The 21,562-nt window shown below is 27.2% G+C and carries 25 protein-coding genes; 23 read left to right on the top strand and 2 right to left on the bottom strand.

The window, feature by feature from the left end; all coding sequences use genetic code 11:
* The first annotated feature begins 28 nt into the window (after window positions 1-28).
* The 11 genes from BR69_RS0117810 to BR69_RS20805 all read left to right on the top strand — a co-directional run bounded on the left by BR69_RS0117810 (window position 29) and on the right by BR69_RS20805 (window position 5,869).
* Window positions 29-493, top strand: a complete 465-nt coding sequence (locus BR69_RS0117810; RefSeq protein ID WP_027634420.1) for a VOC family protein — start codon at window positions 29-31, stop codon at window positions 491-493.
* A gap of 488 nt (window positions 494-981) precedes the next feature.
* On the top strand, window positions 982-1,215 hold the full coding sequence (locus tag BR69_RS0117800) for a hypothetical protein (protein ID WP_027634418.1): 234 nt from the start codon (window positions 982-984) through the stop codon (window positions 1,213-1,215).
* A gap of 118 nt (window positions 1,216-1,333) precedes the next feature.
* The gene (locus BR69_RS0117795; RefSeq protein WP_027634417.1) at window positions 1,334-1,705 is read left to right on the top strand and encodes a YybH family protein; all 372 of its coding nucleotides are present in this window, start codon (window positions 1,334-1,336) and stop codon (window positions 1,703-1,705) included.
* 32 nt (window positions 1,706-1,737) lie between these two features.
* A complete protein-coding gene (locus tag BR69_RS21285) occupies window positions 1,738-2,247 on the top strand; it encodes a GNAT family N-acetyltransferase (protein WP_051623675.1) in 510 nt (169 codons plus the stop codon).
* Window positions 2,248-2,405: 158 nt separating this feature from the next.
* Window positions 2,406-2,651 (top strand): hypothetical protein, encoded by a 246-nt coding sequence (locus tag BR69_RS21280; protein WP_051623674.1) that lies wholly within the window; start codon window positions 2,406-2,408, stop codon window positions 2,649-2,651.
* A 24-nt stretch (window positions 2,652-2,675) separates the two neighbouring features.
* On the top strand, window positions 2,676-2,993 hold the full coding sequence (locus BR69_RS20810) for a GNAT family N-acetyltransferase (protein WP_051623673.1): 318 nt from the start codon (window positions 2,676-2,678) through the stop codon (window positions 2,991-2,993).
* A 35-nt stretch (window positions 2,994-3,028) separates the two neighbouring features.
* Window positions 3,029-3,610, top strand: a complete 582-nt coding sequence (locus tag BR69_RS0117780) for a GNAT family N-acetyltransferase (RefSeq protein WP_341349683.1) — start codon at window positions 3,029-3,031, stop codon at window positions 3,608-3,610.
* A 123-nt stretch (window positions 3,611-3,733) separates the two neighbouring features.
* Entirely contained in the window at window positions 3,734-4,072 is a 339-nt protein-coding gene (locus BR69_RS0117775) for a hypothetical protein (protein WP_034850102.1), read from the top strand.
* 203 nt (window positions 4,073-4,275) lie between these two features.
* Window positions 4,276-4,773 carry an NUDIX hydrolase gene (locus BR69_RS0117765; RefSeq protein WP_027634414.1) on the top strand — a complete coding sequence of 166 codons (498 nt, stop codon included), beginning with the start codon at window positions 4,276-4,278 and terminating at the stop codon, window positions 4,771-4,773.
* 93 nt (window positions 4,774-4,866) lie between these two features.
* Window positions 4,867-5,496 carry an HD domain-containing protein gene (locus BR69_RS0117760; protein ID WP_027634413.1) on the top strand — a complete coding sequence of 210 codons (630 nt, stop codon included), beginning with the start codon at window positions 4,867-4,869 and terminating at the stop codon, window positions 5,494-5,496.
* A 142-nt stretch (window positions 5,497-5,638) separates the two neighbouring features.
* The gene (locus BR69_RS20805) at window positions 5,639-5,869 is read left to right on the top strand and encodes a hypothetical protein (RefSeq protein ID WP_242840716.1); all 231 of its coding nucleotides are present in this window, start codon (window positions 5,639-5,641) and stop codon (window positions 5,867-5,869) included.
* Between the two features lie 298 nt (window positions 5,870-6,167).
* Here BR69_RS20805 and BR69_RS21930 read toward each other — a convergent pair whose 3' ends face one another.
* Entirely contained in the window at window positions 6,168-6,329 is a 162-nt protein-coding gene (locus tag BR69_RS21930) for a hypothetical protein (protein ID WP_162472306.1), read from the bottom strand.
* Window positions 6,330-6,708: 379 nt separating this feature from the next.
* Between BR69_RS21930 and BR69_RS0117745 the strand changes: the two genes are divergently transcribed.
* The 12 genes from BR69_RS0117745 to BR69_RS0117680 all read left to right on the top strand — a co-directional run bounded on the left by BR69_RS0117745 (window position 6,709) and on the right by BR69_RS0117680 (window position 19,881).
* On the top strand, window positions 6,709-7,527 hold the full coding sequence (locus tag BR69_RS0117745; protein ID WP_027634411.1) for a MerR family transcriptional regulator: 819 nt from the start codon (window positions 6,709-6,711) through the stop codon (window positions 7,525-7,527).
* Between the two features lie 67 nt (window positions 7,528-7,594).
* Window positions 7,595-8,062: an SAM-dependent methyltransferase gene (locus BR69_RS0117740; RefSeq protein ID WP_027634410.1), complete on the top strand. Its 468-nt coding sequence runs from the start codon at window positions 7,595-7,597 to the stop codon at window positions 8,060-8,062.
* Window positions 8,063-8,723: 661 nt separating this feature from the next.
* A complete protein-coding gene (locus BR69_RS0117735; RefSeq protein WP_027634409.1) occupies window positions 8,724-9,533 on the top strand; it encodes a class I SAM-dependent methyltransferase in 810 nt (269 codons plus the stop codon).
* 251 nt (window positions 9,534-9,784) lie between these two features.
* Window positions 9,785-10,321 (top strand): GNAT family N-acetyltransferase, encoded by a 537-nt coding sequence (locus tag BR69_RS0117725; RefSeq protein WP_027634408.1) that lies wholly within the window; start codon window positions 9,785-9,787, stop codon window positions 10,319-10,321.
* Window positions 10,322-10,490: 169 nt separating this feature from the next.
* Entirely contained in the window at window positions 10,491-11,189 is a 699-nt protein-coding gene (locus BR69_RS0117720) for a response regulator transcription factor (RefSeq protein ID WP_027634407.1), read from the top strand.
* Complete coding sequence (locus BR69_RS0117715; RefSeq protein ID WP_027634406.1) at window positions 11,164-12,177, top strand: sensor histidine kinase; 1,014 nt, start codon at window positions 11,164-11,166, stop codon at window positions 12,175-12,177. The genes BR69_RS0117720 and BR69_RS0117715 overlap by 26 nt, the downstream gene beginning before the upstream one ends.
* A gap of 141 nt (window positions 12,178-12,318) precedes the next feature.
* Window positions 12,319-13,074, top strand: a complete 756-nt coding sequence (locus BR69_RS0117710) for an ABC transporter ATP-binding protein (RefSeq protein ID WP_027634405.1) — start codon at window positions 12,319-12,321, stop codon at window positions 13,072-13,074.
* On the top strand, window positions 13,074-15,149 hold the full coding sequence (locus BR69_RS0117705; protein ID WP_027634404.1) for an ABC transporter permease: 2,076 nt from the start codon (window positions 13,074-13,076) through the stop codon (window positions 15,147-15,149). The genes BR69_RS0117710 and BR69_RS0117705 overlap by 1 nt, the downstream gene beginning before the upstream one ends.
* A 515-nt stretch (window positions 15,150-15,664) precedes the next feature.
* Entirely contained in the window at window positions 15,665-15,817 is a 153-nt protein-coding gene (locus tag BR69_RS21890) for a hypothetical protein (protein WP_160169964.1), read from the top strand.
* Between the two features lie 97 nt (window positions 15,818-15,914).
* Window positions 15,915-16,304, top strand: coding sequence for a hypothetical protein (locus BR69_RS0117695; protein ID WP_027634403.1), 390 nt, complete (start codon window positions 15,915-15,917; stop codon window positions 16,302-16,304).
* A 560-nt stretch (window positions 16,305-16,864) separates the two neighbouring features.
* Window positions 16,865-18,028, top strand: coding sequence for an NERD domain-containing protein (locus BR69_RS0117690; RefSeq protein ID WP_027634402.1), 1,164 nt, complete (start codon window positions 16,865-16,867; stop codon window positions 18,026-18,028).
* Window positions 18,029-18,996: 968 nt separating this feature from the next.
* On the top strand, window positions 18,997-19,881 hold the full coding sequence (locus BR69_RS0117680; protein WP_027634400.1) for a hypothetical protein: 885 nt from the start codon (window positions 18,997-18,999) through the stop codon (window positions 19,879-19,881).
* Window positions 19,882-20,115: 234 nt separating this feature from the next.
* Here the strand turns inward: BR69_RS0117680 and BR69_RS0117675 are convergent, their stop codons facing one another.
* Complete coding sequence (locus BR69_RS0117675; RefSeq protein WP_084315566.1) at window positions 20,116-21,351, bottom strand: alpha/beta hydrolase; 1,236 nt, start codon at window positions 21,349-21,351, stop codon at window positions 20,116-20,118.
* Between the last annotated feature and the right edge of the window lie 211 nt (window positions 21,352-21,562).

Here is a 21,562-nt window from a genome sequence, read left to right as displayed (position 1 = left end):
AAATATAAATTTGAAAAGGAGAATTAAGGTGAAATATTTATGTACTGTTATATCTGTAAGAGATATAAAATCATCTAGAAAATTTTATGAGGATTTATTTGGATTAGAAATATACCAGGATTATGGGATAAATATTGCTTTTACATGTGGTTTAGCATTGCAACAAGAATTTGATTGGCTTGTAAATCTTCCGAAAGAGAAAATACTAAAAAGACCTAATAATATTGAACTATGTTTTGAAGAAGAAAACTTTGATGACTTTTTGAATAAACTTGATGGGTATCCTGATATTCAGTGCTTAGGAGATGTTATACAACATAGTTGGGGGCAACGTGTTGTGAGATTCTATGATTTAGATGAACATATTATAGAAGTTGGGGAATCTATGAAAGATGTTATTAATCGTTTTATATCTTCTGGTGTATCTATGGAAGAAATCTCAAAAAAAATGGGTGCATCAATAGAAGATCTGGAGAAACTCTTAAATAGTTAAATTCCAATTTCTAGAGGAGCGAAGAGTGATGGGAAGTAAGAAGAAAATAGTTCTCGTAGCAAACTTAGTTTTACTGTGTTGGTTCTTTTTAGATATGATTGGAATGAGTTTTGGCACCAGTATCTTAGTTACAAGGTCATATCAAGATGATGGAATTTTCTTTGTAATCTTTGTTATAGTTATTATGTGGTTTTGGAAAAGCGAAAGAACTGGCAAATATGTTTTATCAGTATGGCTTATACTATGGTTCTTTACACAGTTCTTTTCCCATTGGTATTTTTCGATTTTCGGACCGTGGTATGGGAAAAATAAATATTTTTCAGGAACATTAAAACTAGTACCATCTAAAGAGGTTTATATTCCTGATTTATATCATATCATTTTACATTTATTAATTTTAGTATCTTTCATTCTAACCGTAAGATATCTCATTTATAAGAAAAGACATTGATAAGTTCTAATTTAGTGATGTAATGGGAGGATGGGAAATGAATCCAATAGAAGATAAGCGTAATAAATTTGAGGAACAAATTTTTTCTTATAAAGTAACAAAGGATAATAAGGTATTTATATATTGGTATAAAAAACAAGTTACTATTTTAAAAGGAAAAGAAAGCATAATGTTTTTAGACAGAATAACAAAGGCAGATTTTAAGGAATCGCAACTAATTATGGCAAAAGTAACTGGAAACTTTAAGCATGGAAACGAAAGGAAGAAGTAGGAATAGGATTGGTAGTGGTAATAGGAATTATACAAATATCACTCATTCATAATAATAAAAAGATTGGACTGTTTTTGTAATAAATAGATAATTAAAGTTTATAAAGGGAGGTAAAAATATGAGGTTCATAGATGCTTTAAAATTACATCTTAATTTTATTCAGAATAGGGATTTAGCTAGCTTTAGTTCTACAATTAGCGAAGATTCAATAACTTTAATAATGATGAATGGTGTAATAATTGATAATAGGGATAAATTTATTGAATTTCATAGGGAGTGGTTTAATGATAGGGATTGGAATCTAAGTTATAACATAATAAAAGTGGATGAAACTGAAAATATGGCCTATGCACTGCTAGATGTTAATTATGAGGATATTGATATGGAGGGCAGACCAGTATATATGAAGTATTATTTAAATTTAATTTTTAAGAAGTATGGTGATAATTGGCTTTTAGAATTTGATCAAAATACCAGTTTTAAGTATTAAAATTTTTTAAATAAAAAGGGGGATAAATTAATATGTTATCAGATAATATTATTACTGAAAGATTAATTCTTCGCGATATGGTACAAGGTGATGCTAGAGATGTTTGGGAGATATGGAGTAGTAGTGAGAATGAAAAATACATGAGCGATCCTGTTGAATCGCCAGAAGAGATTATATCTATATGTGAGAAAAACAAAAATAGTAATGTATATTTAAAAGCTGTAACTTTAAAATATACTGGTGAGGTTATTGGGACTTGTTGTTTCGGTTGCACAAATAAAAAATATGAGTGGGGATTTGGATATTCAATTAAAGAAAAATGTTGGGGGAAAGGTTATGCTACTGAAGTCATAAAATCAGTTATTGAGTTTGGATATAACTTAGGAATAACAGATTTTATTTCAGATTGTGCTATAGAGAATATTGCATCTGGGAAGGTTTTAGAGAAATGTGGAATGCATATAGACCATAAAAGTAGCTTTAAGCAGCCTAAGACCGATATAGTCTATGAATCACATGTTTATAAGTTACATTTGGATTAGCATTGAACTTTTCACAGAGATGTGCAAAATTGCAATTTTAAATTTGAGTAATATATATTATATGAAGAAATTAAAGAGCATGATATAACATAATTATTTGAGACTTGATAATATAGAGAAAGTAGTAAAATACATAGATTATATGGGATATGGAATTAATGAAAAATATCATGATAATAAAATATTACATAAAATTATGTAGACCTATTAAGCAAGTGGCAAAAGAAGAGGGATTAGAGAGGATAATAATTACATGTAATCCTGATAATTATACATTATTAGGAAAGAAGGTGTTGCTTAGTATGAATGAGATTTCTACAAGTGAGTATTTAGATTTACAAGTAAAGTTACCACAGGGAATTTTCATTAGACAGTTCAATGAAAGAGATTTTCCTTTAATTTAAAATTTGTATGAACAAGAGGGGTGGATGACTTTTATAAATAGAGAACATGAGGCATTGCAAGCGTGGAAGAATTCAACTATAACACTTGTTGCTCTTGATGGTAATAATGTAGTTGGATTAGTTCGTGCATTAAGTGATAAAAAAATAACTACATATATAGCTGAAATTATAGTTGATATTAACTATCGTGGGAAAGGTATAGGTAAAGCATTATTAGAAGTATGTCATGATTTATATCCTAGCACAAGGTTTGATTTATTATCATCTGAAGATTCAGATGAGTTTTATAAAAATAATAAGTTCAGAATATTTACAGGGTTTAGAAAGAGCACAAATAAATGATAAGCAAATTTTTAAGTATAAGATAAATAGTAAATTTGAAAAGGAAAATTAATATGGATAGTGTATATGTAAGTTGCCCCGAATTTGAAAATAAACGATTTAATTTAAGATTTATTTCTACAAATGATTGTGATGACTTGTTAAAGGTATATTCTGATAAAAAAGCAGTTCCTTTATTTAATAGCGATAATTGTGGTGGAGACGATTTCTACTATAATACACGTGAGAGAATGAAGCAGGCTCTTGATTATTGGAAATTTGAGTATGAACGAAAAGGTTTTGTAAGGTGGTCTATTATAGATAAAAAAGATAATACTGTAATAGGAACAATAGAATTATTCCATAGAGAATCTAAAGATTATTTTAATAATTGTGGACTTCTTCGTTTAGATTTGAGAAGTGATTATGAAACAAAAGCCAATATAATAGATATTTTAGAATTAATAATTAATAAAATTTATCAATTATTTGAATGTAATATAATAGCAACAAAGGCACTTCCTATTGCAAGTGAAAGAATAAAGGCTTTAGAGGAATTAGGTTTTTCATCTACTGAAAACAAGTTGATTGGTCATGATGGGAGGGAATATTCATCATATTATCTTAAAAAAAGATAAATTTACTAATTGAGATTGATTAATATAAATAGTAATTTGTAGAGATGGTAGAAATGAATAATGTTATAAAAATGTTATCAAAAAATAAAGATTATTGATTAGATTTAGAAAAGAGGTATTACTATGAATGATATTAAGGTAATTACAATATGTGGGAGTATGAGATTTTCAAAAGAAATGATGAAAATTTCAGAGGAATTAGAATTAAAAGATGGATATGCAGTAATTCAATGTGTCTATAATGCGGATGGAGAAAAATATGAAGGTCTTGACACTGAATTATTAGGCAAAATCCATCGCAGAAAAATAGATATAAGTGATGCTATTTATTTAGTCAATGTTAATGGTTGCATTGGTAATAGTACAAAAAATGAAATCATATATGCAAGGTCATTAGGTAAAGAAATATTATCGCTTGAACCATTAGAATTGGAAGGAGTAAAAATACCCCAATGGGTGTGATGGGATAATTCTGATAAGTAATACAAATTACAATTTATGATTGAGTAATATAAATAGTGAAGTTTAGGGGGGAATGAATGCCTAGCTATAGTGAACAAAATAAAAAGCTTGACAAACACCGTATCATAAGTAATAAAATAACTAGGTTTAGCATAGAAGATTTTTAAAATATGTTATGAATTGAAATTTGAAAGGATATAGTTATGGAATTATGGGATGCATATAATGAAAATGAAATTAAAGTGGGAATTGACTTAATTAGAGGTGAGAAAATAGATAAAGGACTATTACATGCTGTAGTTATAATTATTGTTTTCCATGAGGATGGAACTTATCTATTAACGCAAAGAGATTGGAATAAGTCCAAGTTTCCAGGTCTTTGGGAGGCTGGTGCTAGTGGCTGTGTTTTAAAAGGTGAAAGTTTTTTAGATGCGGCAAAAAGAGAGTTAGTTGAGGAAACAGGCATAGTCACTAAAGATTTGAAGTTGCTTTATAGCAGTATTGATAAAGATATAAATGTATTATACAAGGTGTTTTTATGCACTTGTAATATTGATAAAAGTAAGATTGTACTGCAAGAAGGAGAAACTATTGATTTTAAGTGGATTTCTTCAAAAGAATTGATTGATATTATAGGTTCAGAATATTTTATAAATCCTTCACCAAAAGAATTAATTCAGTATGTTATGTCTAATCAATAAATTTCTAATTTTTAGAACAACTAAATAGATATTTAAGCAAGGCAGGTATAGAGGGACAAGTAATAATTTAAAATATACATATAGGAGGATAATATGTTTCCCAATAGAGAAATAGCTGAAAAGGAATTAGAAATAGCAGGAAAACTAAATCATGGACCATGGATAGAACATTCTATGAATGTAGGATTAGCGGCTCAAATCATTTCTGAAAAATGTGGTAATCTTAATCCAGATAAGGCATATGTGTTAGGACTTCTTCATGATATAGGTAGAAGATATGGAATAAGTGCAAGGAGACATGGTATTGACGGATATAAATTTATGATAGAAAAAGGTTGGAATGAAGTGGGTAGAATTTGTTTGACACATTCGTTTCCAGTTCCTGATTTTCACAAAGAAATAGGCAAAAATGATATGAGCCACGAAGAAAGCGAATTTGTAAGAAAATATTTGAATTACATAACTTATGATGATTACGATAAACTGTTGATTGTTTGTGATTCACTTGCAGATGCTCAAGGTTTTTGTATATTAGAAAAGCGATTTGTTAACACAACAAGACGCTATGGAACATTTCCATTTACTGTGGAACGTTGGAATGCAACATTTGAAATGAAAGAGTATTTTGAACAACAAATGAATTGTTCTATATATGATATTCTTCCAAATGTAAAAAACACTACATTTATAGATGTGCCACTATGGACACCACCAGTAAAATAGAGAAACTTTAATTAAGAACTCATTAATATAAATAATAAAAGCTTAGTGCTCAAAACACTAGGATAAGTCTTATAGTATTTACTCGGTTTTAGAGCTATTGGTTAAAATAGGTAATTATCATAAAGTTTTAGCATCACATGTAATGTACAAAGCAAAAGATGATGAGCCCAAATACTGGTTGATTGGTATTAATAGTGGAGGATTTTGGGGAGAAAAGTCAATTGTACTTGGTTGGTATAGTGATGAAGAAAAAATAACAAAGGAAATGGATGAAATTGCAGAAGCAATTAATAAGGGTGTACCAGCATATGAATTAAAATATGGAGTAAAAGTTAAGAATAAGATATTAAGAGTAAAAATAGATGAGGAGTAACTAAATTTTTATATGATAAATGAGAATAATTTAGAGTTTAACACACCAATTTTATATTATTGAAATTAAAGTTTTTAAATAGAAAAAATTATATAGGTTTATTTTTTATAAAAATTTGATATAATAATATTAGAGAAACTCCACAGTGAATCTGAGGAGTACAGAATTCTAAAGAAACAAGTTTCTAAGAATTCTAGTAAGAAAAGCTTAGTGCGCTAACACTAAGCAATCCTTAGAACATTTATTTTGTTTTAGGGCTATTGGATTAAATTAATTAAAGATTAATTAAGAAAAGGTGCTACTCTTTGCAGGATGGGGCACTTTTTTCTTTACTTTTAACTTCTATATCAAGACCAAGAAATTTAATCTTAATTCTTAAATTATATATAAAAAGATTATGTTTTAGAATTAATCTAATTATATAAATAACTGATATACACTTTATAAAAGTATCAAACATATCCAATACCACCCCCTAGCTATAGTGAAGTAATTCACCAATAACCCAGGAGGATAAAATGCTCAAAACCCCCGCAGCCATCCACTACGGAATTCTTAATTTCTACTTTAGAATTATACCATAATTATGAAGAATATATACAGAGGAATAAGATGGAAAAATATCGTTTAGATAAGATAGAGATAACTATATCTTAAGCAAATAAGGTTCATGGCCTTAGACATTCATATAACTTGTCTAAGATTATTTTTATACTTAAAAAGCCGCATTATAAGCAAGGTGTTATTTACAGAATATGTTATAATTAAGAGGTAATAAATCCTTTATGTATAAGATAATTAGAAATTGTAGTTTGGAAATTTATCTTGGAGGGATATTGGTGTTTAAGATTGGGGAATTTTCAAAGTTAACTCAGGTTTCTATTAGGATGCTAAGGTATTATGATGAGATTGGACTATTAAAACCTGCTGAGGTTGATTTATTTACAGGATATAGAATGTACTCTGCAGAACAGATACCCATACTACAAAAGATTGTTTTATTAAGAGATACTAAATTCACCACATTAGAAATAAAGGATTTAATACAAAGACTTAAGGATATAGACATATTAAATGAATTAAAAGAAAAGAAAATACAGATTAATAATGAAATAGCAAAAGAAAAACAGAGAATAGATAAGATAGATAGTGCAATAAGAGAAATACAAGAGAAAAAATTTAAAATACATTGTAATATAAACTTTAAGAGGGTAGATAAGATGCTTATACTATCTATAAGAGATAGTATGCCAACATATTTTCATGAAGGACTCTTATGGGATAAACTATTTGATTTTATTAGAAGAGAAAATATTTCTGTAAAGCAGGATATGTATAATAATATTGCTCTTTATCATGATATAGAGCATAAGGATAAAGATGTAGATGTTGAGGTTGGAGTAGTTGTAAATAAAATTGGAGAAAACAAAGAAGGATTTATATATAGAGAAGTTGAGGTTGTTGAAAAAATGGCTTATGCAATGGTATATGGACCATATACCAATTTATCAAAAGCATATGAAAAACTAGCATATTGGCTTGAAAATCATAATGAGCATATGGAAGATAAACCTTCTAGGCAAATATGCCATATAGGCGTTGATGATGTAGAGAATCCAGAAGAATATCTTACTGAAATACAAGTTCCATTAAAATAATCATATTGACTCTCACATTATGTGAGGGTCTATTATCTATTTATAAGATAAATAGGAGGTATTAATTATGGAGTTAAAAGAAATTGGTAGGATTAAAGTTCAAGGAGAAAACATGTTTCTTAAGCTTAATAAAGAGTATATAAAAGGATTGCAAGGGCTAGAATCTTTTAGTCATATTAATGTGATTTGGTGGTTTGATAAGTGTGATAATGGTAATAGTAGAAGCATTTTAGAAGTAAATAAACCTTATAAAAATGCACCTGAAAGGCTAGGAGTTTTTTCTACTAGATCTCCTGAAAGACCTAATCCATTAGCCTTGTCTATCACTCAGGTAACACATATAGATTATGAAAAAGGAATAATTTATATTACCTATATTGATGCAATGAATGATAGTATTATTTTAGATTTAAAACCTTATACTCCAAGTTTGGACAAGGTAGAAAAGGCTGGTGTTCCAAAATGGTGTAGTCATTGGCCATTATGTTATGAAAAGTCTGGTGAGTTCAATTGGGAAAATGAGTTTTTATTTTAATGAAGATAAAATAGCTTATAAAAATTTAGTTTTATAGAAGATTTAATTAGGGATGAAGCACTATATTTGAAGTATAGGTGCTTCTTTTCTTTCGAAATTAACTGTTCTGCTATAGCTATCCATTTAGAAGTTCTAACATATTAACTTAATCTATTGTACTATTTAAGTCTTAAATAAAGTAGCTAGAATTTACGTTTTTAGATTATAAAGTTTTAAAATAAAAAATCTACTAACTTAAGGATTTTAATTTAATCAAGACAAGAAGTTAATTTAGAATTATATCATAATTATACATAACTTTTTAAGTTTTATCATCAGTAGATAGTTGCGTTAAGAAATTAAAACTACAAGGATAAATCCATAGAGGATTATTTGTTAAGTATGGTATAATTGTAAATATAATACGATAAATTGTAAAAATTGTATGATATATTTTTATAATTTATTATTAAATTTATATCATTCTTAGGAGGTAGTTAATAGGAATGGAATATCTGTTAGCTATTACCTTGAACATACTTTATAGAAGTAAGATCATATCATTAATAAAATCTTATGCACTATATAAGGTAGACAAGTAATTGACCAAAATTGAAAGAGTTTTAAAGTATAAAATTATATCTATCAAACTTACAAAAAACTTATAATTGGGAGGGTCAAAATGAGCTATAGTAAGACTAATCAGGAACACTGGGATGCAGCGGCTACTATACACGAAAATTCACCTAAGGGGTATTATGATATTGAGGGATTCAAGAATGGTGGATTATCACTAAAAAGGACTCATATTGATGAACTTGGGGATATTAGAGGTAAGAAAATTTTACATTTATTATGCCATATAGGATTGGATACTTTATCATTAGCTAGATTAGGAGCTGAAGTTGTTGGAGTTGATATCTCACCTAAATCCATAGAAATTGCAAAAAAATTGGCTAGTGAGAGCAACTTATCAGCAACATTTATTTGTAGTAATGTCTATGAAATTACAAAACTATTGGATGATAAGTTTGATATAGTATTTGCATCACATGGGGTAATATGCTGGCTAGAGGATATTAAGGAATTTATGAGAATTGCAGAGGGCTATTTAAAGCCAAAAGGTTATTTTTATATGATGGATGGCCATCCAATAAGTATGATTATGACTAATGAACCTAACGGTAAAGATTTGAAGGTGGAAAGGCCTTATTATAGATACAGTAATGAGCCAATACATTGTGAACCATCAGAGGATTATGCTAATAAGGAAGTGTTAGTAGATGCACCTACATATGAATGGCAGCACTCTTTAAGTGATATTATAAATGCAGTATGTTCAAGTAATATGAGACTAGAGTATCTACATGAATTCCCATTTTGTGATGATAATTATTATATTAATATGGAGAAGGATAGTGAAGGTTGGTGGAGATTTAAATCTGGAGATATGATTCCATTAATGTTTTCTTTGAAAGCTACAAAACTTTAGTATTTATAAGATAGTTATAGTGATTGTTTATTTTTTATGAGAAAGGTTCCTATATACCAAGGAAAGATGATAATTATAAAACTTGGGGAGAAAAAAATGGTACAAAGGATATTTTATCTGATTTTAAGTAGACATTATAAGTTGAATCTTAAATCTTATATAGTGTCTTATTTTTAATCAGCATGCTAGTTAAATAAAAATTAGCATGCTATTTATTTACACTTATATTATAAAAATAGGGGATGAGATTTATGGAAATTAAAGTGGTTTTAGCAAAAGAGGAAAATAAGAATATCATAAAAAACCTTTATCCATTATATTTGCATGATTTATCAGAGGTTTATGGAAATCTACCAAATGAATATGGTATTTATGAAGAGGAGCCTATAAAAACATTAGCTGAGCAATATGATGTTCAGAATATTTGGTTTCAGAATCCTGAATATTTATTTCCCTTTATTATAATGGTAGATGGAAAGCCAGCAGGATTTGACTTAGTTGCGACTGGTAAATATGCACCTAAAGGACTAGATTATTACGTTTATGAATTCTTTTTATTAAGACCCTATAGGGGAATAGGGATTGCCCCTAACGCAGCAAAGCAGGTATTTGATAAGTTTTATGGTAAATGGGGGTTATATGTAGCACCCTCAGGGAAAAATCTAAGAGCAGAGAAGTTTTGGCGTAAAACTATTAGTGACTATGCAGATGGAGTCTTTGAAGAAAAGCAAGGCCCAACATTTGATGGGGAGAGATTAATATTTACATTTAATAATACAAAAGTTTAATTATATAGTGTATAAATAGATAACAATTTAATCGTATAATTTAATTATTACAAAGATATATAATGAATTTGCCATAAGCTATGTAAAGTTTATATAATATAAATAAGAAATACAGAAAATAAAAGGTAGGGTACTGAAGTACTCTACTTTATGCATATAGGAGACAGGAATGAGAATTTTATTAATAGAAGATGATATAAAATTAAAAGGATATATTAGTGAATATTTAGAGGCATATGATTATAAGGTTACAACCATTGATGACTTTGATAATGTAATGAGGACAGTAGAAGAAGTAGAGCCTAATCTAATAATATTAGATATAAATCTACCTAAGTTAGATGGATTTTATTTTTTAAAACTCATTAGAAAAAGTTATAATACACCAGTGATTATACTTTCAGCTAGAAGTGATGAAGGTGAACAGATAAGGGGAATGGAGCTTGGTGCAGATGATTATGTTACAAAGCCTTTTACTATTGGAATATTGCTTGCTAAAATTAATGCATTACTAAGAAGAACAAATGAATATATAGATAGTAGGGAAAAAATTAAAGAGACAAGTATCAAAGATGAAAATATATTAACACTAATTCATGAAAGTATGAAACTAAAATATAAGGAAGAAATTATTGAACTTACAAAGAATGAATACAGGATACTTAATATACTTTTAAACAATGCAGGAAATATAGTAACAAGAGAGGATATACTTGAAGCTTTATGGGATGATACAACATTTGTTGATGATAACACCTTAACGGTTAACATGACAAGGGTTAAAAAAAGACTAAGCAATTTAGGCATTGAAAATGCAATTGTAACTAAAAGAGGAGTTGGGTATGTATTTAATGGAATTGATAATTAAAGTAGTAAGGATAAAGGCTAGAGATCTAATAATACTTTTAATAAATACATTAGTAATAATAATGTTTTATTATTTACTATTTGAAGATAGTGAAGTTATATATCCATTAATGCTAAGTGCTTTTGTTATTTTAGTTTATTTTGTTATTGAGGTTATTAAATACAAAAGTTTTCAAGAAAAATTAGAGGATAGTAAGAGAAGTCCAAGTTACACTAATTCTAATCTAAGTTCAAATGAAGAAGAGGTTTTAGAAGCAATTAGTACTATTCATAATGAGTATTTAAATAGATTACATACATTAAATCAGGAGATAAGAAATAGAGAGAATTTATTCTCCCAATGGATCCATAATATGAAGACTTCCATAACAGTTATAGATTTAGCTTGTGAACATAGTATTTTAAGTAAGGGAAATGACAGATATATTGAAGATATAAAAGAAGAGAATAGTAACTTAAAAAAGAACTTAGAAGAGTGTTTAAATATATTGAGATTAGATGATTTTTCTAGGGATTATATAACTACTTCTTGTAACCTAAGAGAATTAGTTAATAGTGTAGTTAGCTCAAAGAAAAGAGACTTTATATATAAAGGGGTATTCCCTAAAGTGGATATTGATGATAATATATCAGTTTATACTGATAAAAAATGGGGTTCATATATGTTATCACAGATAATATCAAACTCTATTAAGTATTCTGATGCAAATAAGAATAACAAAGTAGAAATATTAGCTATAAATCACAATAATGATGTTGAATTATTAATAATAGATTATGGTATTGGAATAGCTAAAGAAGATTTACCAAGAATATTTGACCCATTCTTTACTGGAAACAATGGAAGAAAAGAAAGAAATTCATCTGGAATTGGACTGTATATGGTAAAGATTATAGCTGAAAAACTTGGTCATGAAATTAAAATAGAATCTGAAATAGGTATTAGAACAGTAGTTAAAATAAAGTTTAAAAATGAAGGTATTATTTAAAAAATTGATAACCTTTCAAAAATGTAAGGTTATGTAAGGGGAATCCATTAGAGAAAAGTGGGTTTCCCTTTATACTTATATTATAAAATATGTAGATACTTAAGACGTAGTATAAACTTAATATAAGAGAGGTATATAGATATGAAGAGTTTAAAGGTAAATAATTTGACTAAGATTTATAGTTCATATAAAGGAGCTAAGGAAGTTACAGCTTTAGGTGGAATTAATTTAATGGTTAATAATGGAGAATTTGTTGGGGTAATGGGACCTAGTGGTAGTGGAAAAACTACTTTACTTAATATACTGTCTGGGGTTGATAAGAGTACTTCAGGAGAAGTTTTTATAAATAATAATGAGATAAGTAAAATGAAAAAAGATGATTTAGCTTTATTTAGAAGAAAAAACATAGGATATATATTTCAAGATTTTAATCTTTTGGATAGCTTAACTCTTGAAGAAAATATATCATTACCACTTATTCTAGATAAGAAAAATCCTAAGGAAATAGAAAGCAAAGTTAGTGAGCTTATGAATTTCTTTAATATTGGAGAGCTAAAGAAAAAATACCCATATCATATTTCAGGAGGACAAAAGCAAAGAGTAGCAGCCGCAAGGGCGTTAATAAATAATCCAGCTATAATATTTGCAGATGAGCCAACTGGAAATTTGGATTCTAAGTCATCTAACAATATAATGACAACTATAAGTAAAATGAATGATGAAATAAAGAGTACTGTTTTAATGGTAACTCATGATCCTTTTGCTGCATCTTTTTGCAAAAGAATTATATTTATTAAAGATGGTAATATAAAAATGGAGATTACATCAGATGGGGATAGAAAGAAATTTTATGATAAAGTTCTTGAAGTTCAAGGGTTTATAGGAGGAGAGAACTAATGACTTTTTCTTCTATAATACGAAAGAATTTTACTTATAATTTTAATAAATACATATCATTTTACTTTGTAAATTCATTAATAATAGCCATGCTATTTATGTATGGAAGTTTAATATATAATCCAACTATAATAAATGATATAGGGAAAACATCAGTATATGAAACAGTAAAAATGGCCTTAATGGGGATAATAATATTTTCAATAATTTTTATTACCTATACTAATTTGTCTTTTTTAAAAAATAGAGGTAAAGAGTTTGGAATGTATTTGACCTTAGGTATGACTACAAAAGATTTAACAAAACTTATATTTGTAGAAAACTTAGGAGTAATGGTAGCATCATTAGCTACAGGGATTTTAAGTGGAGCTTTGTTTGGCAGATTATTTTATATGGGACTTAATAAAATATTAGTAGGAAGTAATATTCTATATAAACTTAACTACAAGAGCTTCTTATTAAGTGTAGGGATTTTTGTATTAATATTTTTAGGAAATGTTATATTTAATATATTTTATATAAGAAGAGTATCTATAATTGATGCTATAAAGGCAGATAAGAAAAAAGAAGTTGGAAAAACTAATAATATAATAGGATTTGTATCATTGGTTCTACTAATAGTGTCTCTGTATTGCTTACCTAAAACCTTATTAAAAGAAATATTTAAGAATCAATATTATATGACTGAAGTGTTTATAGGTTTAATAATTGTATCTACCTATGTGGTAATTGGTTCATTAATTGTTTTAGTAAAGGGGATATTTAGTAAATCTTCTAAAGCCTATAACAGAAACTTATTAGTATTATCAAATCTATCTCATAGATTTTTAGCTTATAAAAATATCTTATATATGCTTTCATTATTGGTAGCTGGAGCCATGTTCTTTGTTGGATATAGCTACTCTATGTACTCTTCAACAGTAGAATATGTAAGTATGGATAACCCTTATGATATTATGTTTGTTGAGACAAGTGAATATAATAAGGTTGAGAAAAACAAGGTGGAAGAAGTTATAGGGAATGGAAAAGTAGAAAAATATAAGGTATTAGAATATCTAGAAGTACCTGTTTTTAGAGAGGATGGAGATAGTCTTTTATTATGGAGTAATAATCAGCCCGTAATAAGTAAATCAAATTACAATAAACATATGGGAGAAAATGTAGAGATTAAATCAGAGGAGGCTATTAATATAACAATATATAATGAAAAAAGAAATTATGAGTATCCATCATCTATTTTAACAGCTATGGATGAAAAACAGTCAGAGAAAATTAGAAATATAACAGTAGAGAATGATTATAAATTAAGTAAAGAAGAATATGAAAAAATTCTTGGAAAAAATACTAAGTTAAAGTTAGAAAAGAATAATATAAAAGAAGAAAAAGGAATCCCATTTACAAACCGTAGAGATACAAAAAACTACTCTTTAGGAACAGCATTAGTTGTAAGTGATAAGGAGTATGAAGTATTAAAGAAAAGCACAAGAGTATCTTCAATAAAAAAACTTCATCTTATTAATGTAAATAATGGAGAGGAAGCATTTGACGGATTGATAAGTTATTTAAGGGATGAAAATGGATTAGACAATTCCTATTGGAATGAAGGAAGTCTCTCAGGATTAACATCTAATGATGAAAGAGGGGACAAGGAATCATATAGACCAGTGTATAAAGGTGAAATTTTAAAATTAAGATTAAATGATAATGGGATGATATTATTTACTATGATGTTTATAGGATTATTATTTATATTAGCCAATGGAATAGTTTTATATTACAAGGTATTATCAGATATAGAACATGAAAAAGAGAGAATCACATCATTAAATAGAATCGGGGTTTTAGAAAGAGAGATTAAATCCATAATTAGCAAAGAACTAGCAATAACATTCTTTATGCCTATTTTTATTGGAGGAGGCTTAGGTATATATTTCTTATATGTAATGGTATCTAACTGGCAAATCAATGGATTACTCATTAAAAAAGCAATAGTAGTGCTTTTAATAGGTGCCATAATTCAAGGAATAGTATACTTAATTAGTAGAAAAAAGTATATTAAGGAAATGGTTAAATAGTATTAGGTTAGAAGCTTCATTGGTGAATTTATACAACATATTAATAGTGTATTAGTAATGTAGTAAAAATTTTTACTTATAGGGTTTTAAGTTTTAAAGTTGATTTATCCATCTAGGTAAATCAAGACAAGTCAATGATCTTTTTAATGGATAAGTTAAGGGATTATATTAAAATCCTATATATTAAATGTTACCCTATAGAACAGGCAATAAGAAGTATGTTCTATAGGGTATTTTTATATAATTAAATTAAGGTCTCTAAATTTTCTTATGTATTTTTACATACATAGACTTATTTCTTTAATCCTCCTTTAGATCCCCAATATTCACGTTCGCACTTTTTTACTATAGCTAATGGTGTTGTAGGTTATTACTGATTAGTAAAATATAGTATATAATAAAAAGAAATGAACTGGGGTGGATAGTGTGATTACAATAGGGAGAAGTATAAGGTGGTTTAATGACTATAAAGAGGAGGTTCAACAGATAAAAGATCTGGAGTAGAGCATGAACATTTGCCATTAGGTATGGGGGATATAGATTATAAAAAAGTTTTTTCAGAATACTTAGGGGGTTTTGATGGTAGGATAATTCTTGAAATCGTAGAAAATGATGAAGTAATTATAAATTCTAAAGACTTAATTTTAGACATATTAAACGCAAAATAATTTTAATGCTTCAGAAATTTATGATTTATTAGTAGAAAGCATTAATTATATTATAAAGATTAGAATTAATTGAAAATACAATAAGGGGTAGTGAAATATGAAAAAAATTTCAGATGTTATGAGTTGTGTAGGTATGACTATATTTATGATTATAATATGGTGTTATGGGATGCTAGTTTCTAGTGATAGTCCAGTGAATGTAACTTTTAATGAATTACTTACAATATTGATTTTACTAGTTGTATTTCTTATAATTTATAGTTTATATGTTAGGAAAACAAGATATCCAATAGTAAATCTTATATTTTTACTATTTCCATTAGAGTTATGGTATATAGGTATGACGCAATCATTGAAATATAATTATCATCCATATACAACGGTAGTTGATATTAGTGGATTTTTTATAAGCCTAATTGCTTTTGTGCAATGTATTATAAGAAAATTTAAAAATATAAAAGGGAATAGGGATTTAAGGCAGGGGTAATTAAACATATAAGGGGGGATTACTATAAAAGATAAATTAACATTTATTTTGATGTTTTTAGGGTTAATAATTTTATGAGTATTCACGACCGAAAGCCATGAGTTTTTACTTTGGCTTATGCTATTCTCGTGTACTTTTATGTGTATATAATCGGAAATGAAAATATAAAATTAAAATATGTTGTTATTGGATGTATCCTTAAAGGAGTAGCTATACCAGCTAGTTTTATTATGGGGGGCTATTCTGATTTATATTGGATCTATTAGTATTCTTAGAACTATAAGAATACTAATAGTCTTTATAAATAAAAAGTTCTACTAAGAAAGATGTATCCATATCCATTATAACTTTACTTTTAGTGTTACAATTCTTCAAAGAGAACATGGCTTAATATCTGTTATAGGTTCGTATGGAATAATAGATATAATTATATATCCCGAATTTTAGTGCAAGTTAGAAGTGTCAAATATAATAAAGTGTCGATTTTGTTAAGAGATATCACAAAATATGGTATAATATTGCTTGATGTGGAAAATAATGTACTAATTGGGGGATAGAGTATGTCGTTCTTAAAAGATTTATTTAATATTAGATATATTGAAAAGCCAGAGTTTTATAAGGAATTTAGAGATGGTAGTAATCAATTAAATGATTTAGAAGACCTTTATAAGAAAGTGAAAAGTGAAAAAAATAAACTTATTATGCGAGACATAAGAAATATTAAGATAGGGTTAGAGGGGGAAAAGGCTGTATATTATGAACTTAAAAAATCTTTTATACCAATGATATGTTTTCATGATATTAGAATAGAAGATACTGGACATGTAGCCCAAATGGATTATATTTTAATAACTGAGTATTTTATTATGGTATTGGAAACTAAAAAACTGAATGGTGATATAGTTATAAATGAATTAGGTGAGTTTATAAGACGATTTAAAACAAAAGAAGGTAGAGTGTATAAACAAGAAGGAATGTATAGTCCTATTTCTCAGAACTTAAGACATGTAAGAATACTAGAAGATTATCTTAAGAAAAATAAAATGATGAAGAGCATACCAGTTTATTCTTCAGTAATTATTGCTAATCAAAAGTCTATTATTAATAGAAGCAAAGCTCCATATACAATAAAAAATAGTATCTATAAATATGATCAGATAACAAATATTCTTGAAAAACTTATAAAAAAACATGAAAAAGATGGCAAGATAATGGAAAGCCAAATGATTAATATTGCAAATTTTTTGCTTGAAAGTGATAAAGAAATAACTTATGACTATTATTCAAAATATGGATTAGTAGAAGAGGATTTTACATATGTAAATAATGAAATCAAAGATGATAAACCTAAGTCAATAGATATTGAAGGCAAAGTCGTAGAGACTAGTTTAATAGGAGAAAATAATGATGAAGAAAGTTTAGTAGAAGTAGCTCCGAAGGAAAATAAAGGATCTATACAAACAAATTCATCTAGCAAGACAAGAGAAGAAGAGGAAGACAATGATGGGGAGTTATATGAGAAATTAAGACGATATAGGCATAAAAAAGCATTGGAAGAAGGGAATAAACCTTATTTTTTATTCAATAATAATACTTTAAATGAGTTAGTAAAACTAAAGCCTAAAAATAGAAATGAATTATTTAAGATATATGGTTTTGGAAGTGTTAAGGTAGAGAAATATGGAGATAACATTATAGAAATTATAAATAAATATGTAGAATAAAATTTTAAGAAAATTATGTTAAACTATAGCATAATTTTCATGAAAATAATAAAAAAGCTATGTACCTTAAAACGTATATAGCTTTTTTATATTATATGGATTGTATTAAAAAGTTCTCAAATAATATTAGAAAATAAAAATATATGTTGGATAATACAGTGAGTTTGTGGATATTTATTTCAGCTAAAGATTTAATCTAATTTACTACGTATTGATATAGTCCTATATATTTTATATAAATGGTGAATTTACAGTATTAATGAAACTATTCCTAAAGTAAGAAAAGAGCTAACAAATAAAGTAGTAATAATCGATGGTAATATAGCTATACCTTTACTAATTTTACCTTTTTCACTTAATCTTTTAAATATAAAAAAGTATGCAATTATATATGTAAATACCCAGCAGATTGTAGGTATCATAAAGTTTAAAATTTTCATCATAATATAATAGCCCTTCTTCTTTGTAATGTTGATATGAGAAATGAATTATATACTAGTGAATTGTTTTCAAATGATAATTATAGTTTTTTTATGAACTGCAGTAAGTATAAATAAAAATATTACGTAATTTTAATAAAATGTATATGATAGAAACTATTTATAGAGAAATTAAATTTTATATAAGAGAATATTAATGTATTTATATAAGTACAAGAAAGTAGAGACTATAGAAATAATAGGTGGAGAAATTATATAATTATTGAATTACAATTAAAATAAAAAAATGGAAAATAACGATTGATATATGGTATTATATAACTTATAATATAATAAATGATATTAGTAGTTGCAAATAATATTTATTATAAAAAGTTTATCCTAATATTAGATAAGATTAATTAAATCTTAGGAGAAAGGAGATTGATAAATCTTGAAGAATATGATTTTCTTTTTTAAATTATAAGTTTTAATTATACAATCCAATTTTAATAAAGGTTAAACTATAAGAGGGAGGAAGGGTAGCATATGTATAATATGAATACAATAACAATTTATTTTATTCTAGCTGTTCTTTATTTCTTAGGATTATTTGTTTATAAAGTTGAAAGGGAATCAATATTATTTGGAGTTAGGATACCACCTGGATATAAAGATAGAAAAGAATTTAGTGAACTAAAAAGAGAATATAGGAAGAGACTTAGCTTAGGATATCTTCCTCTTGTTTTAATATATATTATTTTAAGTCTAAAAATCAATCCAGTATGGTCTGTAGTCTTAGGTGATACATTAGTGTTTATAGAGATGATCGTAGTAGGTGCAAACTACTATAAAATGAATAAAACAATTAAATTATTAAAAGAAGCCGAAAAGTGGGAAGTGATAACTGAAGATAAGTCTATAGATGATGAGGATTATATTATGGGATTCATATATTACAGCAGAAAGAATCCTGCCACTTATATATTTAATAAAGAAGAGGGGAAGCTTTATTTCAATTTTGCAAAACCATTAGTTAAAATATCAGCTTTATTTTTAATAGGAGTATTAATTTTTATATTTTCAACAACATTAACCTTTCCATGGATTTTTAAGGATAGAAAAGTAGAGATATTAGATAACAGAATAACCATAGAGGGGAAATGGGGAGTTACTCTTAATAAAGAAGAGATAAGTAAAATATCATTAGAGAGGAATCTGCCAATGCGTATTAGAAGAAGTGGTGGAAAATCTATCAACAAAATGATAATGGGTAGTTATAAAGTTTTTAATTATAAAGAAGGACATTTTTATATAATGGATAGGAGTAAACCCTTTATTTCTATAAATACAAAAGATAATAAGGTTATAGTTATAAACTATGAGGATACAAAAGAAACAGAGAGCTTATATGAGTTATTGAATAATAGGTAATTAACATAAAGTTACTTAAGAGTAGGAGTTGGGTTAATGATGATTGCTATAATTCTAGCTTTATTTTAAAAAAAGATTACACATTCCAGGTAGGGCTTATATTTTTGATTCAAACATACCGACGGTTGGTTTTAAAGGGAATAATAATTTCTATTTAAATAATTATATGATTTTATAAAGTGAAAAGACCATTGTATATAGGATTTAATACCTATATACAACGGTCTTTCATATTTATTTATTAAGATAAATTAATCCATTGGCTAAGGTTTCACCCCAACTTAAGTAATCATGTCCACCCTTGAATTCTGAGTATTTTAAATCATAACCTTTTGATAGAAGAGTATCTCTCATATTTATACTTACTTTTCTCATACTTCCCACAAGGAAATTCTCAAGAACTCCAGCTTCTAAATAAAACTTTAAATCTAGTTTTTCCTTTTCCATGACTAATCTAGCCATCCAAACTGGTTCTTCGTAGTCATCCTTAGTAGAGTTATTTGGAGACCACCAGAAGGATCCAGATTGGGATAAAACTTTTCCAAAAGTATTAGAATAATTAAGACCTAAATAAGCAGCAGTTAAACCACCAAGGCTTACACCAGCAATTATACTATCTTGGGCATTATGTGAGATATTATAATTACCCTTAGCCCAAGGCATAAGTTCATCAGTAACAAATCTGCAGAAATTCTCATTACAGGATAGCATCTTAAGTCTATTATTTTTACTATCTATAAAAATTGTCACTGTCGGAGGAATTTCTTTTCCATAAGTTAGATTATCTAATAAAGTTGGAGTATTAAGAGCATTTATATATTCAAACCCATCAGTTAAAACCAAAGTTTTGTAAGGGTTAGCTTTAGTTGAATAATTTACTGGGGTATAAACCCAAACTCTGTAAGAATCATTTAAAATATTGCTTTTAAATCTTATTAATTCTATATTTCCTTTAGGAGTACCTTCCTTAGAGATTGTCCATTTTTTAGGATCAGCATTGCTTAGTTCAACAACGTTTCTTATAATATCAGGTCTTTTAGGATTTTCTTCATCTCTAGGAATAATGACTTTGTGGTTTGCAAGAGGGTCAGGAACTATGCTCTTCATCTTTTCCATACGATTATCATTTAAGGGGTGGTTTACACATAAGTTATAATCAAATCTAAGATCATTTCTTGCCTTAAATGATTTATACCAAATATTTGTATCTAAAAGTTTTTCCATCATACCTAAATTATGGTCATATAAGGAAAGCCCTGATAAGACCACAACGTTTTTAGTATCTTCATTTCCTTTATATAAAAACGTTACTATTACATTATCATCATCACCGTCTATTTCTTCAATAATAGGGGTATGATTTTTTTCAACATAAGTCCAAAATTCATTTATTTTATGTATATCTTCTTCTAATATATATTTTTTAAGCTTATTAATCTTATAACTTTCTATAGTAGTTTTATTCATCATAAAATCCTCCTCTTATAGTGCATATATGAATTAACATTATAGTTAAATTTTAAAATTTATTTTATACTATAAAGTCTATAAATAAGTATAGAATCTAATTGATATTTATTAAAAAATCATACACTTTAAGCGTGATTACATATAGCAATTAGGGCATAAGAAGATTATAAGAGTTACGAGAAATATATTAGTATATACCTATATTTATAAT

Origin of the sequence: Clostridium hydrogeniformans DSM 21757 (assembly GCF_000686705.1) — a bacterium.
Taxonomy (GTDB): Bacteria; Bacillota; Clostridia; order Clostridiales; family Clostridiaceae; genus Clostridium_Z; species Clostridium_Z hydrogeniformans.
This window is presented reverse-complemented; position numbering and strand designations above follow the sequence as displayed.

Coding starts and splice junctions, on each gene's coding strand:
- BR69_RS0117800 (WP_027634418.1), top strand. CDS start 982: ATGAATCCAATAGAAGATAAGCGTAATAAATTTGAGGAACAAATTTTT.
- BR69_RS0117795 (WP_027634417.1), top strand. CDS start 1,334: ATGAGGTTCATAGATGCTTTAAAATTACATCTTAATTTTATTCAGAAT.
- BR69_RS21285 (WP_051623675.1), top strand. CDS start 1,738: ATGTTATCAGATAATATTATTACTGAAAGATTAATTCTTCGCGATATG.
- BR69_RS21280 (WP_051623674.1), top strand. CDS start 2,406: ATGAAAAATATCATGATAATAAAATATTACATAAAATTATGTAGACCT.
- BR69_RS20810 (WP_051623673.1), top strand. CDS start 2,676: ATGACTTTTATAAATAGAGAACATGAGGCATTGCAAGCGTGGAAGAAT.
- BR69_RS0117775 (WP_034850102.1), top strand. CDS start 3,734: ATGAATGATATTAAGGTAATTACAATATGTGGGAGTATGAGATTTTCA.
- BR69_RS0117765 (WP_027634414.1), top strand. CDS start 4,276: ATGGAATTATGGGATGCATATAATGAAAATGAAATTAAAGTGGGAATT.
- BR69_RS0117760 (WP_027634413.1), top strand. CDS start 4,867: ATGTTTCCCAATAGAGAAATAGCTGAAAAGGAATTAGAAATAGCAGGA.
- BR69_RS20805 (WP_242840716.1), top strand. CDS start 5,639: ATGTACAAAGCAAAAGATGATGAGCCCAAATACTGGTTGATTGGTATT.
- BR69_RS21930 (WP_162472306.1), bottom strand. CDS start 6,329: ATGTTTGATACTTTTATAAAGTGTATATCAGTTATTTATATAATTAGA.
- BR69_RS0117740 (WP_027634410.1), top strand. CDS start 7,595: ATGGAGTTAAAAGAAATTGGTAGGATTAAAGTTCAAGGAGAAAACATG.
- BR69_RS0117735 (WP_027634409.1), top strand. CDS start 8,724: ATGAGCTATAGTAAGACTAATCAGGAACACTGGGATGCAGCGGCTACT.
- BR69_RS0117725 (WP_027634408.1), top strand. CDS start 9,785: ATGGAAATTAAAGTGGTTTTAGCAAAAGAGGAAAATAAGAATATCATA.
- BR69_RS0117720 (WP_027634407.1), top strand. CDS start 10,491: ATGAGAATTTTATTAATAGAAGATGATATAAAATTAAAAGGATATATT.
- BR69_RS0117715 (WP_027634406.1), top strand. CDS start 11,164: ATGTATTTAATGGAATTGATAATTAAAGTAGTAAGGATAAAGGCTAGA.
- BR69_RS0117710 (WP_027634405.1), top strand. CDS start 12,319: ATGAAGAGTTTAAAGGTAAATAATTTGACTAAGATTTATAGTTCATAT.
- BR69_RS0117705 (WP_027634404.1), top strand. CDS start 13,074: ATGACTTTTTCTTCTATAATACGAAAGAATTTTACTTATAATTTTAAT.
- BR69_RS0117695 (WP_027634403.1), top strand. CDS start 15,915: ATGAAAAAAATTTCAGATGTTATGAGTTGTGTAGGTATGACTATATTT.
- BR69_RS0117690 (WP_027634402.1), top strand. CDS start 16,865: ATGTCGTTCTTAAAAGATTTATTTAATATTAGATATATTGAAAAGCCA.
- BR69_RS0117680 (WP_027634400.1), top strand. CDS start 18,997: ATGTATAATATGAATACAATAACAATTTATTTTATTCTAGCTGTTCTT.
- BR69_RS0117675 (WP_084315566.1), bottom strand. CDS start 21,351: ATGATGAATAAAACTACTATAGAAAGTTATAAGATTAATAAGCTTAAA.